The organism is Paenibacillus sp. Soil724D2, assembly GCF_001427935.1.
GTDB lineage: Bacteria > Bacillota > Bacilli > Paenibacillales > NBRC-103111 > Paenibacillus_E.
Map to the genome: position 1 here is coordinate 248,624 of NZ_LMRY01000007.1, position 17,719 is coordinate 266,342.

A 17,719-nucleotide genomic window follows, 5' to 3' on the forward strand; every position below is an offset into this window, starting at 1 on the left:
TTTAACCTTTTAATGATCCAATCATCATGCCTTTGACAAAATGCCTTTGTATGAATGGATAGATGATGAGCACGGGCAGCGTAGACACAACGATAAGGGAAAATTTCAACAGCTCCCGAAGGCCATCTCTTGCCGCTTGATCGGCAACGTCCGTTATCATCGACGCATCGACCTCGTTTTGCACCAAAATATCCCTTAAAACCAATTGAATTGGGTACAACTCCTGATGTTTTAAATAAAGCAGTGCGTTAAAATATTGGTTCCAATGCCCGACTGCATAAAACAAGGAGATTACAGCGATGATTGGACCTGACAAAGGAAGCACGATTTTCCGCACAAACGTAAGATCACTGCATCCATCCATTTGAGCAGCTTCCAGCAATTCATCCGGAATGGTCGTTTGAAAATACGTGCGGGCAATGATCATATTCATAACGGCAAGCGCTCCCGGAATAATTAAAGACCACCTTGTGTCGATCATACCGAGCTCTTTTACAACCAGGTAAGACGGGATCAATCCGCCTGAAAACATCATTGTGAATACAAACAAAGCCATAATGCTATTACGTGGCATAAAATCTTTTCTCGAAAGCGGATAAGCCGCAATGAGTGTAAAGAGCACATTGATCGTCGTTCCCACTACGGTATAAAAGACCGAATTCAAAAAGCTCGACATAATTAAGCGATGCTTAAATACGGCTTCATAACCCGCCAGCGTCGGCTCTACCGGATACAACCAGACTTTACCGGAAATAACCGCTGTGGATGAGCTGAAGGAAGCGCTAACAATATAAACCAGAGGATAAAGAATCGTAATCGTAAAAATGAATAGGATGATGTAATTCAGAATTGTAAAAAGCCTGTCATCTGCACTTTCTTTCATGCTTCCTGTCATAGACGTGCCCCCTTATTACCACAGACTGGTTTGCCCCAAATTTCTGGCTATCCGATTGACGAGAACCAGCAGGAACAAATTAATGACTGATTTAAATAATCCAATGGCAGATGAGTAGGAATAGTTGATGGCTGTTGATGCCAAACCGACTTTATACACAAAAGTATCGATCACCTCAGATGAGCTCATATTCAGCGGATTCTGCATCAGCAATACCTTTTCGAAGCCTATGTCCAGCACATGGCCGGTGTTCATGATCAGCAAGATAACAGCAACCGGCATAATACCCGGCAAGTCAACGTGCCACATTCGCTGCACTTTATTGGCTCCATCCACAACAGCAGCCTCGTGCAGCGAAGGATCGACAGCTGCAAGCGCTGCCAAGTAGATGATGCAGGAAAAACCAACGTTTTGCCAAATACCAGACCAGACAAAAACGTGTGAAAACCATTCGGGTATGCCCATGAAATTGATTGTCGGCAATCCGAAATATTTCATAATCGTTTGAATCAGGCCAACCCGCGGGTCCATCATTTGCAGAATGATGCCTACCATCACGACCACGGAAATAAAATGCGGTGCGTAAGTGATCATTTGCACGGTTTTCTTAAAGAAACGAGCGTTTACGTAATTCAAGGAAAGCGCAAGAATGATTGGGAACGGAAACCCTGCAAGTAAACTATAGATGCTGAGCAGGATCGTATTTTTCATAATCCGCACAAACTCATACGAATGGAAAAAACGATCGAAATGCTTCAGACCTACCCATTCGCTGCCCCATACCCCTTTAGTCGGAAGATAATTTTTGAACGCAATCAATGCCCCATACATCGGCACGTACTTGAATATGAGCAAATAAATAATCGGCAGCAGCATAAACAGGTAGAGCTGCCAATGGCTGGATGCGTTCTTCTTCAGTCTAGACAAGTAACTTTCCTTTTTACCGACAGTTGCAGACAACATATTGCTCTTGCTAGCCGAAACTTCCATAAATCCCTCCCTCTCTCGATGTCCATGACTCGCTATGTTTGATGTCTTTCTATATGTAGCATACAAAAAATAGGGACAACCGAGCATTGTGCTGTTTTACACCAGCATGACTTTTTTTGCGCTGGACGACGGCATGCGAATCGTAACCTTCGTGCCTACACCCAAGTCGCTTTGTATGGAAAGCCCATACTGCTCTCCGAACACCATCTGAATCCGATTATGCACATTGAGCAGTCCGATGCTGCCTTCGAATGTTGGTTGTGAATCCAGCAGTCTATCTTCCCGGCTGTTCTGGAAACGCGCATTTAATTGCAGAAGGGTTTCCGCTTCAATACCGCAGCCATTATCTTCCACGATGACATAAAAATCCGCTTCATCCTTCCTGGCGTCAATAATAATCGTGTGAGTATCCTCGATCCCATAGGGAAACGCATGTTTAAACACATTTTCGACCAAGGGCTGCAGCGTCAAGCGAACCATGCTGTCCAGCAAATAATCCGTACTGATGCGAACATCGATTTCAAATTCGCGCTGGTTGCGGTATTTCATAATAGACATAAAATACAGAATGTGTTTAAGCTCGTTTGCTACCGTAATTTTCTCCAAATCGGTACGTATGGAATAGCGCAGCATATACGACAGAGAACGAACGATGTCTTTGATTTCGCTTGATTTCTGGATAACGGCGTAACAAATAATAATTTCCAGCGTGTTGTACAAGAAGTGCGGATTAATCTGTAATTGCAGCGATTGAAATTCGGCCAGCTGCCGTTTCATTAAATTGTCCTGATTGCGCAGCTCGGTCTCGTAAACCCGCTCGACAAGCTCTTCCAGCCGGGTAACCATCGTATTGTAGCTGGTGATAAGCTGATCCATCTCATCACGGCTTCCGGTCAGTGGTACTCGGGTCCACTGACCTTTGGCCGTCTGACGCATCCCGTTTTCCAGTAGTCGAACTGGACGAACGATAGATTGACCGAAACGGTAAGCTAGAAATAAGGCCAAAATCAATGTGAAGATACCTACGATTAGCGTTGTTTGCCGCAAGTCTGAAATCGGCTTGCTCTGTTCAGCAACCGACATGCTGGCCACCAGCGTCCATCCGGAATAGTCGGACTTTCGACTAAAGAAAACCCGCTCCGGTTCTCCGGGCAATTCAAATATTTGGTCTTTGTTGGCTTCAACCGTATTGAAATGCATCCCGTCAAGCTGCTTGCCGATCCGGCTCGAATCTGGATGGTATAATATTTTCCCGCGATCGTTGATGATAAAAAAATATCCGGATTGTCCGAGCTTTATGCCCTTCCAGAGCGTGTTTAGCTCCCCTATCTTTAGTTCGAAGCCCATAATGCCTTTAAATGATTTCGATGAGGTTCGGTCCGCTAATTTGCGAATAAGTGTAAGATGACCGTCCAGAAATCCGGAATCCTGAATCGTCAGCTTCCCGTTTATATCATCGTCTTCCTTCATCTGTTCGACATATTCTTCAAAGCCTTTGTAATTAAAAGGAACAATGTGGATATTGAAATCCGTTGCCTGGAACCCGTTATAACCGATAATGTACGTCATTGATATTTCCGGATTGTTGATGAGAACAGGTTGAAATACCCCCTTCATGGCAATTTCGGATGTATAAAAGCCAGGAGTTGAATTGCTTGGAAGATCAAGAGCCTCTTTCACGACAGGAGAAATCAGAATAGAGACCGTTGCCCGCTCGTAACTTTTCAAAAATAAATCGGTTTCATGCAAAACATTATCAACGATTTGAGTCAGCAGCCCTTCATACTGATTCTCCAATTCGTTGGACGACCGCCAATAACCGGTAACCCCCACCGTCACCAAAGTCAGCGCGATAATAATGACAAAGTAAATGTAAACCTTGCGTACCAGGCTGTTTTTCATTACTTGATCCCGAGCAGCCCGCGATATTCGGTAGGGGAATAGCCCGTTGCCTTTTTGAAGACTCTGGAAAAGTGGGGGTAGCTATCGTAACCGACCTCGGCTCCAATATCTAGGATTTTGTAGTGCGGAACGGCAAGCAGTTGTTTGGCTTTATCGATTCGTTTGCGCATCCGGTATTGCACGAAGGTCTCGTTCGTATTTTTCTTAAAATAATGACTGAAATAGGTCGGTGTCACGCCTAGCTTCCCAGCAACCATGTCCAGTGAAAGCTCCTCCTCGAAAAGATGCTCATCGATGTACTGGATAGCCGCCTCCAAAACGTTGATTCTTTCATGCTTGCGATACTCACTTAATCGTTGTATCCAAATTCCGATTTCAGCCTGAAACCATTCGTACGTAATCGTGGTGACCGTGTTCTCCTCGAAAAGCGGCTTCACCTCAACCCTGTACGTCCCTCTGGCATTCAGTTTCTTAAGAAGCAGCCTGACAGCGTCGTATACCCGCTGGTACTGCTGAATGTCCGTTTCAACGGGGAACAACTCCCTCTTTCCCACCTCAAGCAGTTCATTGGCCCGAAGCTTGTCCAACATCCAAACCGCTTCCTCCAATTGGTCAGCCCACTGTTCAAAAAGGGTGAAGGAAATAAGCGCCGCTTCCCGCGTGGCGAGCACTTTATCCAGCACCGGAAAAAGCTCGATTTCTGTAATAGGCTTCAGCAAATATTCCTGTACACCGTACGACATACATTTTTGCGCATATGCAAAATCCCCGTATCCCGAAAGTACAACGACTTTGGTGAAGAGCTTTAGCTGTTGAATATTTCGGCATAGTTCCAAACCATCCATACGAGGCATGCGAATATCAGTCAACACAACGTCCGGAGGGTAAGCCATGATGTTCGACAACGCTGACACACCGTCTGTAAACGTATCAATTTCACTAAACCGTTTATATTCCCCAATTAACGTTTTGAGACCAATCCCGATGATAGGTTCATCGTCAACAATAAAGATTCTGGCCATTCGCTTGCCCCCTGTTTATTAACTTTTGATCGCCACCTCGGACTGCCCGTACGCGGATCTTTGACTGTGTCTGAATGTATGCATTCTCAGCTCCATACTTTATTATGTTACGATTTCCTTAAGCCTGCATACCCATTAAAACCTAAACAAAGTCATCAAAATGCAAATTCCTTGCCCTTAATAAACCAAATGGGCATGTAAATGAAAATAGACCATTCGGCAAGCCTACCGAATCGTCTGTCTATGTGCATATTGGCTGAATAATCGTTTATTTGATCCAGCTTATTCGTCGGCTTGACTTGCTCGTGGACCTACATCATGTGATCCGCCACAACGATAATGGTAGCATGCTTCAGGGTTTCCCCTACTATCGCCCATCCGCACCGCTGGATCCGCTCGCCATCGATCCTGCTATTGGATAAATACTTGTCCCTTTTTGGCCATGAAAAAATCCCCTCCAGTTTAGCAGCTTTCAAGTCCATTGTACCCATGGACTTTTCTACACTGTCAACCATAAGGGGATAATATCAGTAGGAAGGTTTTTTGTTGGGACTAGCCTTTACTTCTTCTACCGTATACAAAATATAAGGTAAGGGCTGACATAATCATCAAAATCACAGAATAGACAAGAGTCAGCGCTTTTGAATCAGCCACCGCATCTGCGTCTGTACTATTTTTGATAACAATGCCCAACGGCTGGTACAGAGGGTGATACAGAAATACCGTCAGGTCATAATCCGCCAATATCCCGTTGAAATTCAAAGCAAGGACAGCCAGCGTTGAGGGAAGAATGATAGGCAGAAGTACCCTTCTGAAGGTATAAAAGGATTTGGCACCCAAATTTTTGGCTGCATCCTCAAGATTACTGTCAAGACTGAAGAAGGATGCCTTCACCATACGAAGGGTAAATGGAATGTGGACGATCACATAGGCAATGAACAGCAACCATACGGATCCGACCAACACGTTATTGCCAATAATAAGCCGAGGTGTGCCAAAGGTGACAATCAGACCGATTGCAATTAATGTTGAAGGCAGCATCCATGGGATCAGCAGGGAATACTCCAGCATATCGGTCCAGGTGTTCTTATATTTATGCAATATTCGGGAAGCCATTAAAGCCAAAGCCACGACGGTAATTGCCGCTGCCGCTGCATAGCAGACACTTACCAGATAAGGTTTAAAAGCGGAAAGACTTGAAAACACTTGGATATAATTGTTCAATGTCAAATTGCTAAAGGAAATCGATGCTTTTGCAATGCTTTGGGCATCTGTAAAGGAAAAAGCAATAATAAGAATGACCGGAATGACATAGATCAGAAACAGAAGATAGGCTGCGGCATGGGTAAGCACATTCGCAAGCGGATTAATGATTTTTTGCTTAACCATCTCGGATTTAACTTTGGATACCGACATGAAATTTCCTTTTCTTTCAAACCGGATCATGATGGACAGCAAAACCATAGTTGCCAATCCGAGAACGAGCGCAAGCAACGCGGCTAAATCTTTGGAATAAGTGCTGTTGGCGAAGGCAAGAATCATAGGCGTAATCGTTTGAAATTCCGTCCCTCCAAGAATCAGAGGCGCCGATGTTGCAGCTAATCCTGTCAGAAAGAGGAGAATCGTCAACGCATAAATAGTCGGCTTCAAAACGGGAAGTACGACCCGTCTCAGAATATAAAAGGGTGATGCCCCCATGTTTTTCGCTGCTTCGATTGTTTGAAAATCCACTTTACGCATAGCATTGCTTAGAAAAAGGACATGGTTGGATGTACACGCGAACGTCATGACAAATAGAACTGCCCAATAGCCGTGAAACCACGTCGTATCAAAGGAAGGAAATACAAATGTCAAGACTTTCGTCATAAGTCCCGTTTCACCGTAAATCAATTTGTAACCGGATACCAACACAACGCCGCTGTAGATGAGTGTTGTAAAATAGCCAAGCCTTAATATTTTTGCGCCTTTGATATCAAAGTACTCGACAACCAGAACCAAGAAGATCCCGACAAGGTTTACCGTAAAAATAAGCGAAATCGCTAAAATAAAGCTGTTGTATAAGCTTTTCATGGCACGAGCGGAGGATAACAGCTTTTGAACGGGTTCAAGTGAAAAATTTCCCTTACCGAAAAAGATTTCATAATAAACATTAAGATTCGGATAAATCAGAAAGGCGATGACAAACCATGCTATCAAAGCATAGAATATCCGTGTGGACAAAGGGACGGACGACCGCGCTTTTTTAGTAATCTGTACGTTCAACAATGTTACCCCCTAGTACTGCAAAATATCGCCGGCGTGCATATAAATGTCAATCTCATCTCCCGTTTGGTATTGGTCATGACCTTTTTCTGTTTCAACGGTCTTCAATATCCCGCCGCCTGCAATCTCCACCGAATACTTTGTGTAAATGCCATAAAATTCCTGATCCACAATTTTCCCTTTTAGTTGTACGGCATTTTTACCCTGAGCTATTGGTGTGAGGCTTATTTTTTCGTTTCGAATATAAGACTTTTTGGCGGGATCAATGAAATCCTTTAAGGGAGAGTTCTGAATAATCGCCGGTTGAATCAGATTAATATCGCCTATAAAGTTACAAACAAATTCCGTCTTAGATTCATTATAAATTTCCCGCGGCGTACCGACTTGTTCAACAATCCCCTTGTTAAATACAGCGATTCGATCCGATAAAGTCAAGGCTTCTTCCTGATCATGCGTTACATATACCGTAGTGATCCCAAACTTCTTCTGAAGATCCTTTAACTCGTTACGCAATTGCACTCTCAGCTTGGCGTCCAAATTGGACAAAGGCTCATCCAATGCAAGTATGCTTGGCTTGAGCACAAGAGCCCTCGCGATAGCGACACGCTGCTGCTGACCGCCGGATAACTCGGACACTTTTTTGCCAAGCTGTTCCTCACTTAAATCTACTTTTCGGGCAATCTCTTTAACCTGCGTATCTACTTCGGCTTTAGAGAACTTTTTCACCCGCATGCCAAAAGCAATGTTTTCGTATACATTTAATGTGGGAAACAGAGCATAGCTTTGAAAGACCATGCTGATTTCACGCATTTCAATAGGCACTTGGGTGATATCCCGATCATTCAACAGGATCTGTCCACTCGCAGGATTTATAAAACCTACCAAGCTCCGAAGAATAGTCGTTTTCCCGCATCCCGACGGCCCGAGAAACGTAAAAAATTCTCCTTCTCTGATGTTGAGATTAAGGTTCTTGATAGCATGGAAATCGCCGAAATGAATTTGAACATCTTTAAATGTAATCATTTTTAACCTCTGCAAAAAGTATTTTTTAAATAAACAGGCTGCATGCATGGAATATTCCAACATGCAGCTTGAATGATCAAACCTTATTTCATAATTTCCAATTGAATTTTTTCTACCCATTTCCCAAGATTTCCGGCAACAAATACCCAGTCAAAAGCTATTGGCTTGATTGAAGCATAAAGAGCCTGTACATCTTTATTTGCTTTTGCAACAGCTTTCGTATTCGCAGGCATGGCATTGAATTGTGCGGCAAATTGCCCTTGCAAGTCCGCCGAACCGATCCAGTCGATAAACCTTTTTGCCGTTTCCATTTTCTTAGTCCCATTCGCGATGGCCGCTTGTTCTACAATCATTGGTACTCCACTACTTGGACTTACAATTCCCGCTTTAACTCCATATTGTTTCTCTTTTGCCTGAAGAGTACCTGAAACAACGGCTCCAATCGGGGATTTTCCATTAACCATATTTTGGTAGAAATCTTCACCTTTAACAGCTGGGACACCGTTGTCATACAACTTCTTGATTTCATCCCAGCCTTGCTTTGAAATTCCATACTCGCCTTTGTCATCTTTGAATTTGGTCAATATGCTTGCCACAATTAACTGCGGCGTAATTTGATCAAGCTGAGTGGGAGTCTCATATTTACCTTTGAACTGCGGATTGCTATACACATCGGACCAATCCTTCGGTGCTGTATCCGCCGTATAAGTCTTTGGATTATAGCCAATCAGAATGGCTTGCTTGACCAAACCGTGGTAATATCCTTCCGTATCGTTCAAGCCTGCTTCAATTTCTCCCGCCCATGCTGGGGCATATTTGGCAAGAACTTTTTCTTTCTTTAAATTTTCATAAAGCATATTGTTCAATCCGTAGATCACGTCCGCAACTGGATTGTTTTTCTCGGCTATCAAGCGATTCGTTAAATTTGCTCCGCCTGCCCCGACAATTTCAATTTCAAATCCAGCGTCTTTCGCTTTCTGGACTAACCAATCGCCTCTGCCGTCTGAATTCGCGTTCGTATAAACAATCAACTTTTCATTCTTAACCGGCTCTTTCGATGCAGGTGCAGATGCGGCCGGTGTACTAGTCGGTGCGGTAGTCCCCGCAGTATTACCATTTGTATTGCCTCCACCGCAGGCAGTTACCGCTAAACACATGATTGATATTAAAGATACGCTTATCATTTTTCTCATCATTTTTTTTGACTCTCCTTTAGGTATAGGTTTTTTTATAAAGACATGGTGAATTTCTAGATGTTAAAAATTAATCCGTCATAGGCCACCACAACCCCGGCGGGTTTGAAAATTTCGTCAAATTCATCGTGAAGCAGTTTGGAATTATGGCTAAAGTGCGTGACGATGATGTGCCCTTCCTCTTTCAAGATGTTTTCTTTCCGAAATTCACGCTGGGCCTCCAGCACCGTCTCAATACACATATGATTGCGATCTCGGGAATTTCCCGTGTATCCGTGCGTACAGTCGAGTATAGCACAATCTAGATTTTTCCCCTTTAACCATGCCCAAGTAGCTTCTGGAAACCAGCCCGAATCATGTCCATACAGCAGCTTTTTGCCATCCTTTTCGATCACATACAACAAGCATGTTTCCATACGGTCATGATCCGCCAGGAGCGGTGTAACAAGTGCATCACCTACCTTTATCGTCTCGAATGGGCGCAACAGGTGAAAAGCAAACCTTTCTCCTTCAAAGCGGCCGATGGCAACACGCGTATGGTACATCACGGCATCATTCCCGTAGATATGCATCGGATGCTGAAGTTCGTGAGCAATTCCCGCTCTCCGGCATTCCAAATCATAAGCATTAAAATGATCGGAGTGCGTATGGGTGACAAGCAGGTGCTCGATAGCGCCCAAATCAATGTTGTCGCGAAGCGCCTGCATATAAGAATCTGGCGAATAGTCGAACTTGATTACATCGTCAATGATGGCCGAGGTTCGTGTACGTATGTTTTTTCCTCCAAGCTTCCGAGCTTTGAGGCAATGCTCACAGCGGCAAAATGCATTCGGAAAGCCCTCTGCAGCTGCGGTTCCTAGAAAATGAATTTTCATATAAACTCCTTCTGTCAATCCTAAAGAACGGATTTCCTCTCTACGATCTTCGTTTGAATTTTGATGGTAATCGTTTTCTCATGTGAATGATTTATGCGTTTCATAAGAAGATTAAATGCCGATTGGGCAAGCTGCCCGGTATCCTGTCTGACCGTTGTAAGTGGAATCGGCGTTAACGCTGATAACTGGATATCGGAGAACCCAACAATTGAAAGCTTATCTGGGACAGGGATCCCCATACTCAAGGCTGTGTATAAGGTTGAAATGGCCACATGATCATCCCCGCACATGAGGGCGTTCATCTGCGGATTTTCCTGAATAAAACGTTCCTGTTCAGGGTCGCTCTCGTTAATACGACTTGGATTGCATGGCACGGTTTTAAAATGAATATATTGGTTCTTGACTGGAATCGCATGATCGAGCAACGCCTGGATATAACCTTGATACCTCTCCTCCCTGCTAGTGATATTATCTATCGAGTTCGAGGTATATCCGATTTCACGGTGCCCCTTCTCGATCAAATACTTGGTCATCTGGTAAGAGCCCTGATAGTGATCGTGATACACGCAATCAATCTGAACCTCACGAAAAATTCGGTCGATAATAACAATCGGAAACTGCTGTAATTTCAATCTCAGCACCTGGTCACTGCATGTCTTGCGCCCTTGGGGAAATAAAACGATGCCGTCTATTCCTCCATCAACAAGTCTCTGCAGGCAGCGATCCTCATCATCTTTATCCTTGCTGATTTTCAGAATAAGATCGCAATCGTGTTTTCGTACTTCGATCTCAGCTGCTGCAATAATTTTTGAAGTGTAATCAGATAGATGGGGCACTATGAGAGCTATCTGCTTACTCTTCTTCTCCTCAATTGGAAGCGCTTTACTTTCTGACGGAAGTACTCCGTTGTAAGGCTCTCCATCCCTTGGTCCGGAAAGGAAGGTCCCCCTTCTCGGCAAACGGTACACCAGACCCTGCTCGACCAACCGTTCCAGTGCCAGCTTACTCGTCATCCGGCTAACACCGAACAACTTTGCAAGCTCTCCTTCCGAAGGGACGGGATCATGCGGTTGAAGCCTGCGGCTCTGGATAATGCCTATGGCCTTATCAGCTATTTGCAGGTACAGTAGACTCGGTTTCTTTGACGCATGTGCATTTTTCATTACTCGTTATCCCTCGTTTAATCAAAATCATGAACTGCAGCATTGGCGGTTAGTTCATCATTCCTTTATATGAATAATTTCGGTTCACATACTGCTATGAATCACACGTAGATCAGTGATCTATAGTGAGCTTAATCCATGTCACTGACATATACAATGACATAGGTCATTAAGTTTTTGTAAAATAAGCATTTCGCTTCAAAAATTCTAGATTCATCAACGATCTCTATATCAATTTATATCCATACTTTCATACCATTAAATTTACAAAATCGATACAATTAGATGCTTAAACTATCTTACACGATGTTGGCCGTCAATCATATGTATGCGCAACCTATCCGAGAGGAGTGACAAAAAAATCCATATCATGAAATACAAGGAAATTGAAATGGTATAGAACGATATCATGCAAAAATGAAAAAAAGCAGCCTGCCTAGCTTTTATCAGCTTAGAGCAAACTACCTCATATTTCCGATTGCATTACTTGAGCTTAAATGAAGCCACAGATTGTTGTAAGACCTTAGCCATATGGGCTAATTCGCTGGAATAGGAAGCAACTTCTTGGATTGCCGCTGTCTGTTCCTCTGTCGTTGCCGAGATGTGATTGGTTGAACTTGCTGAACTTCCGTATAGATTAGAGACTACTTCCATAATTTCAACCATTTTTTGCATATTCGTTTGAATCCATTTAATTTCATTTGTCATTTCGCCCGCTTGCTCAGAAACCCCTTCAACTAGTTTAAGGATATTAGTAAAGGAGTCTCCTGCTTTCTTCGTAAGCAGCTTCCCTTCTTGAACTGCAGAATCACCATCTTCCATGGCCTTCACTGCTTTCGAGATATCCTCCTGAATCTCCGTTACTAAGGTATCGATTTCCTGATTCGATTGCATCGAATTCTCAGCAAGAAGGCGAATTTCCCGAGAAATCACCGTAAATGTTTTTCCATTTGCTCCTGCTTGAGCAGCAATAACACCCGCATTTAAAGCAAGCATATTTGTTTGCTTTGCAATGGTGGATAGTAATGTCATGATGTGATTGATCTTTTTGGATTTCTCTTCTAATTGGTGGACTATCGCAACCGAATCGGATGAGTTTCGCGAAATCACATTGATTTGATTTACTGCTTCCGCAATATTCTCTTTTCCTTCAATGGCCGTTTGCAGCGCATCCTCTGCTGATTGGCTTGAAAGTTCAATTCGTTGTGTAATTTTTTTGATATTTACAAACATGTCTGTTGTTTCTTCAACAGCTTCATCAGTTAATGAAAGTTGTGTATGTGTACTACTCGCTACTTCTTGAATCAATTGTGCAATTTCTTCTGTTGCTTTCGCTGATTGTTCCGCATTATCGGACAAAAGAACAGAAGTTTCTGATGCGCTTTTCGCACCTTCAGCCACTTGCAATAAAATGGTCTTCATGTTACTTGCCATTGTATTTAGATTTGTGCCCATTTGGCCAAATTCATCGATCGTTTTTATAGGTATAGTTTGAGTTAAATCCCCGTTTGACATCGATTGAGAAAGTATATTTACTTTCTTAATGTTATTGGTAATGTATAAACTGTAGAAATAAATTACCATGATAATAAAACAAATCAACACAATTATAATCATAAGCGAAATGATAAAATAATCGTTTAGCTTTTGGTAAAGCTCGTCCTGCGAAATAACGATTGCCAGTTTCCAAGATGTATCTGGAACCGTCTGATAATAAACTTTATTGGAACCCCTTTCGTCGCTAAAAATGGCATTTCCATTGTTATTCGACAGTATTTCTTTGCCAATTTGCGCCAAGCTTACATTAGGGTCATTCAAGATTTGATGATTCATTGCATTCTGGTTATCTTTATTAGCAATAAAGTTCCCATTTTGATCCAACAAAAATGCCCATCCATTTTTTCCAACATGAATGTCTGAAATTTTCTGCTGTAAGTTGGTTAAATTGATGTTGGCTGTAACGACCCCTTGAAATTTATTATTGTTATAAAACGGAACTGCCGTTGTTAATATCATAGCGCCAGAGGTTTTATCATAAAATGGATCCGTCCATACCATGGTTTCCTTTGTGTTTTTACCAAGCAGATACCATTCTTTTTCGGGATAATTATATTCTTTCGTATCATAATCATTGGAAAATAAAATGCGACCGTTATCCCGGTAGGCATAGGAGCTGTAATATTGCAAATAATTTTTATATTGATAGGGCTCATACCAAATCCCAACTCCAAAGGTATCCGGGTTAGTGGACAACAAACCTTGAATAATTTGAAAATATTTACCTTTATCAATCTTGTCACCTACAGGTTCAATCGTGCGTGCTAAGCTTTCAGGTATTTTACTGTGCGCTGTTAATAGGGTTTGCATATTGTTGATCGTTGCGTTTAATTGATATGCCATTTTATCTTGAATTTCCGCATTGATAATTTGTTTAGAATAGCTGTAACTTAACGCAGACAACACAAACATAGATAAAATTAACCATGGTAGAATCGTGACTAATGTGCGGGTACGTATGCTCTTGAAATGAAATTTCACCATAGTAACAGCCCTTCCTCTTACTTATCGCTGCGAAGACGATCCAATAGCACCGCAAGTACGATAACAACACCTGTAATAACGGTTTGCCAAAAGAAGCTAACATTTAAAAGTGTCAATCCATTTCTAATTACGCCCAAGATAAGCACACCAATGATGGTCATCTGAATTCGGCCAATTCCCCCCGCTAGGCTCGTGCCGCCGAGAACAACAGCAGCAATGGCATCAAGCTCAGCCATGCTTCCAGCATTCGGCTGACCGGAAATTAAACGCCCTGCAAGAACTACACCAGCTAATCCCGCACATAAACCACTTATGGCATACACATTAATTAATGTCTTTTCAACCTTAATACCTGTTAATCTCGCTGCCTCTTCATTACCGCCAATCGCATAAATATGTCTGCCAAACATCGTATATTTAAGTACGATAAACATCACCATATAGACAATGAGCATAATGTATATGGGTGTTGGAACCGATAGGATCTTCCCTGATCCAATAAACTTAAACGGTTCTGATGCCAGTATGGTAGGTAATCCCCCGCTAATCACAAAAGCAGCACCTCTTATATAAGTCATACTGCCTAATGTAACAATAAAGGATGGAAGTTTGGTTCTTGCAGTCAGGAAACCATTGATCCAACCAGCTGCATATCCCACCGCAATCCCAGCGAACATGGCAATAAAAGGGTTAATTCCTTGTTTTGAAAGCAATACGGAAATAACGCCCGAAAGTGCGATCGTAGATCCCACAGATAAATCAATCCCGCCAGTCAGAATAACTAATGTCATACCCGCCGCAAGAATTCCGTTAACGGATGATTGTTTTAATATATTAAGAATATTGCCCGTATCCGTGAAATTAGGTGCAAAAATGGCTAGTATGATACAAATAGCAACTAACACAATTAACATGCCTAATTGGTTCCAAATTTTCCCCATAGATAATCCAACATTATGTTTTTTATTAACGATTGCTTCCATTCCAGCGTTCATTTGATCTCCCCCGTTGCATAATACATGATCTTTTCTTGTGTCGCGTCTTCACGTTGTAAGTTTGCCCGTAATTTACCCTCATGCATAACAAGTATACGATCACTCAGCGCTAGTATTTCTGGCAGTTCAGAGGAAATGACTAACACAGCAAGACCGTTTTTGGCTAACTTACAAATAACTTTATGAATTTCAGTTTTGGCGCCAATGTCGACACCTCTCGTCGGTTCATCTAACAAAAGCACTTTGGGCTGGATGGATAACCAACGTGCAAGCAGCGCTTTTTGCTGATTTCCTCCGCTTAAACTGACCACCTTTTGTTCTTTGTTTGCCGTTTTAATGCCTAGTTCTCTTATATACATGTCAGCTTCATTGCTTATTTGCGACCAATCTAAGAGGGCTGCTTTTCGATATTTATACATTTCAGCCATCATAATATTTTCTTTGACAGACATATTCAGGAATAATCCTTGTTCTTTACGACTTTCCGGAACATGAGCAATACCATATCGTATAGCATCCTCAGGAGAAGAGATTTTCACCGGTTGACCGTTAATCAGAATTTCACCTGATGATATTTCCGATAAACCAAAGATAGCTCTGACTAATTCAGTTCTTCCTGCCCCTACCAATCCTGAAATCCCAACAATTTCTCCTGAATGCACCTCTAGCGAAATATCCTTTACATTTTTGTTATCAGATAAACCTCTAACCTCTAAAACCGGGGTTTTATCTTTAATCCAAATCGTATGTGAAGGCGGTTTTTGAAATAAGTCGGTTAATTCACGACCAACCATTGTCTTAACGAGATGCTCCGGATTGGTTTCGGCGATAGGAATCGTTGTAATCCACTCTCCATCACGCAAAATGGTACAGCGATCAGAAATTTTAAAAATTTCATCCATACGATGTGAAATGTAAACAATCGCTACACCTTTTTGCTTTAATTCATTAATAATAATAAACAACTTATCTATTTCTTTGTGGGTTAATGAAGCTGTTGGTTCATCCATCACTAGAACTTCTGCTTCTATAGATAAGGCTCTCGCGATTTCCACCATTTGTTGTTGGGCGACACTTAAGGTTGAGACATATGATCTAGGATCTAGATCAGATCCGATTGATTTTAATAGGAAATGGGCTCGTTCGTGAACTTTCTTCCAGTCCACCATACCGAACTTATTTTTCGGAAATTTGGTTCCCATTAATACGTTTTCACCTATGGTTATATTCGGAGAAAGATTCAGCTCTTGATGAATAACACTAATGCCTTTCTCACGAGCTTCCATCGCATTATGCCATGTGATCGATTTGCCTCGATACATAATCTCGCCGTTATCTGGACGGTATATCCCTGCCATAATCTTCATAAGCGTCGACTTACCGGCGCCGTTCTCTCCCATTAAAGCATGGACTTCACCTTTATGCAGATCGATGTTTATGTTTTTTAATACAGTAACCCCTGAGAAAGACTTGGTGATCGCTCGCATGCTTAAGACTATTGACGACGATTCAGAGGAAATGTTATTTTCAACTTCCGCTTGTATAGCTTCCATGTTCTCACACCACCAAATTATTTGTTTATATCCATGTTTGAAAACGGAAGAACTACGATGCGGTTCCCGTTAGCAGGTCCCGCATCGTAATAAGGATTCAATATTACCAGCCTTTATAATCTTTTACGTTTTCTGTCGTAATGAAGTCAGTTGGAAGTTTAATTAATGGTTCCACTTTTTCGCCAGCAAGAACTTTAAATGCCGTTTCAACCGCAATGGTAATCATATTAAACGGATTTTGTGCGGAGCTTCCAACATAGCTTTTGTTTTCTTTAAGTGTAGTCACAGCATCCGGAGATCCGTCCACACCGACGATAAACATTTCCTTGTCGCGACCGGCTTGCTCTGCAGCAATTTTTGCGCCAATACCTGATGGATCATTAATAGCAAATACCGCGTCGATTTGTCCTTTACCGTTTGCTTGCAGGATGGTTTCCATCTTCGCCAGCGATGTTTCACGGTTGCCGTTACCATTTTGATTAGCAACGATTTTAATACCTGGAGCTGTTTTGAGAGCTTNAAAATGTTGCTTTTCCCTTAAAAATTAATAGCAAATACCGCATCGATTTGTCCTTTACCGTTTGCTTGCAGGATGGTTTCCATCTTCGCCAGCGATGTTTCACGGTTGCCGTTACCATTTTGATTAGCAACGATTTTAATACCTGGAGCTGTTTTGAGAGCTTCTTTAAATCCGGCAATACGGTCTGTTACAGCGGATACCGGCGGTCCATCTAATACAGCAATATTTCCTTTTCCGTTCAACCGTTTAACCAAATATTCACCTGCGATTCTTCCTGCTTGAACGTTATCGGAAGTTACACTCGCATTAACGCCGCCTTCAGAAATCGTGTCTACTGAAATAATTGGGATACCTGCCGCTTTAGCTTGACCCACTGCTGCTGCAATACCTTTGGTATCTACGGAACTTAGAATAATCATACTTACTTTTTTAGTAATAAAATCTAACTACTTTAGTTTCAAAACGAAGAGAAGCATCGACCACAGCAAAAACTTCCTGGGCGATCGACAGAAATAATKGGGATACCTGCCGCTTTAGCTTGACCCACTGCTGCTGCAATACCTTTGGTATCTACGGAACTTAGAATAATCATACTTACTTTTTTAGTAATAAAATCTTCGATTTGAGCGGTTTGTGTAGCCAAATTATCTTCTGCACTAACGGCGATAACTTCACCACCGTGTTTCTTAGCAGCTTCAGCTGCACCTTTGGACATCGCTACGAAGAAAGGATTGCTTAAATTTTGTACGGTCAAACCGATAACCACTTTTTTTCCTGGTGTCGGN

At 42.2% G+C, this 17,719-nt stretch carries 15 protein-coding genes; all 15 read right to left on the reverse strand.

The window, feature by feature from the left end; all coding sequences use genetic code 11:
- Window position 1: 1 nt before the first annotated feature.
- On the reverse strand, window positions 2–895 hold the full coding sequence (locus tag ASG85_RS10160) for a carbohydrate ABC transporter permease (RefSeq protein WP_060646127.1): 894 nt from the start codon (window positions 893–895) through the stop codon (window positions 2–4).
- Between the two features lie 15 nt (window positions 896–910).
- On the reverse strand, window positions 911–1,885 hold the full coding sequence (locus ASG85_RS10165) for an ABC transporter permease (RefSeq protein ID WP_082588036.1): 975 nt from the start codon (window positions 1,883–1,885) through the stop codon (window positions 911–913).
- Between the two features lie 96 nt (window positions 1,886–1,981).
- Entirely contained in the window at window positions 1,982–3,787 is a 1,806-nt protein-coding gene (locus ASG85_RS10170; protein ID WP_060646128.1) for a sensor histidine kinase, read from the reverse strand.
- The gene (locus tag ASG85_RS10175) at window positions 3,787–4,809 is read right to left on the reverse strand and encodes a response regulator (RefSeq protein WP_060646129.1); all 1,023 of its coding nucleotides are present in this window, start codon (window positions 4,807–4,809) and stop codon (window positions 3,787–3,789) included. Before ASG85_RS10175 ends, ASG85_RS10170 begins: the two co-directional genes overlap by 1 nt.
- Window positions 4,810–5,361: 552 nt before the next feature.
- The gene (locus tag ASG85_RS10185; RefSeq protein WP_060646131.1) at window positions 5,362–7,071 is read right to left on the reverse strand and encodes an ABC transporter permease; all 1,710 of its coding nucleotides are present in this window, start codon (window positions 7,069–7,071) and stop codon (window positions 5,362–5,364) included.
- Window positions 7,072–7,083: 12 nt separating this feature from the next.
- Window positions 7,084–8,094 (reverse strand): ABC transporter ATP-binding protein, encoded by a 1,011-nt coding sequence (locus ASG85_RS10190; RefSeq protein ID WP_060646152.1) that lies wholly within the window; start codon window positions 8,092–8,094, stop codon window positions 7,084–7,086.
- Window positions 8,095–8,177: 83 nt separating this feature from the next.
- The gene (locus ASG85_RS10195) at window positions 8,178–9,290 is read right to left on the reverse strand and encodes an extracellular solute-binding protein (RefSeq protein WP_060646132.1); all 1,113 of its coding nucleotides are present in this window, start codon (window positions 9,288–9,290) and stop codon (window positions 8,178–8,180) included.
- 53 nt (window positions 9,291–9,343) lie between these two features.
- On the reverse strand, window positions 9,344–10,162 hold the full coding sequence (locus ASG85_RS10200) for an MBL fold metallo-hydrolase (protein ID WP_057305662.1): 819 nt from the start codon (window positions 10,160–10,162) through the stop codon (window positions 9,344–9,346).
- A gap of 20 nt (window positions 10,163–10,182) precedes the next feature.
- A complete protein-coding gene (locus ASG85_RS10205) occupies window positions 10,183–11,325 on the reverse strand; it encodes a GntR family transcriptional regulator (RefSeq protein WP_060646133.1) in 1,143 nt (380 codons plus the stop codon).
- 483 nt (window positions 11,326–11,808) lie between these two features.
- Window positions 11,809–13,866, reverse strand: a complete 2,058-nt coding sequence (locus tag ASG85_RS10210; RefSeq protein WP_060646134.1) for a methyl-accepting chemotaxis protein — start codon at window positions 13,864–13,866, stop codon at window positions 11,809–11,811.
- A gap of 17 nt (window positions 13,867–13,883) precedes the next feature.
- Window positions 13,884–14,849: an ABC transporter permease gene (locus ASG85_RS10215; RefSeq protein ID WP_414858702.1), complete on the reverse strand. Its 966-nt coding sequence runs from the start codon at window positions 14,847–14,849 to the stop codon at window positions 13,884–13,886.
- Window positions 14,850–14,857: 8 nt separating this feature from the next.
- The gene (locus ASG85_RS10220; RefSeq protein WP_060646136.1) at window positions 14,858–16,414 is read right to left on the reverse strand and encodes a sugar ABC transporter ATP-binding protein; all 1,557 of its coding nucleotides are present in this window, start codon (window positions 16,412–16,414) and stop codon (window positions 14,858–14,860) included.
- Between the two features lie 103 nt (window positions 16,415–16,517).
- Complete coding sequence (locus ASG85_RS39845; RefSeq protein WP_060646137.1) at window positions 16,518–16,853, reverse strand: substrate-binding domain-containing protein; 336 nt, start codon at window positions 16,851–16,853, stop codon at window positions 16,518–16,520.
- Between the two features lie 98 nt (window positions 16,854–16,951).
- The gene (locus tag ASG85_RS10230) at window positions 16,952–17,353 is read right to left on the reverse strand and encodes a substrate-binding domain-containing protein (protein ID WP_060646138.1); all 402 of its coding nucleotides are present in this window, start codon (window positions 17,351–17,353) and stop codon (window positions 16,952–16,954) included.
- Between the two features lie 38 nt (window positions 17,354–17,391).
- A partial coding sequence (locus tag ASG85_RS10235; RefSeq protein ID WP_156396521.1) for a substrate-binding domain-containing protein occupies window positions 17,392–17,718 on the reverse strand: 327 nt, incomplete at its 5' end.
- Between the last annotated feature and the right edge of the window lies 1 nt (window position 17,719).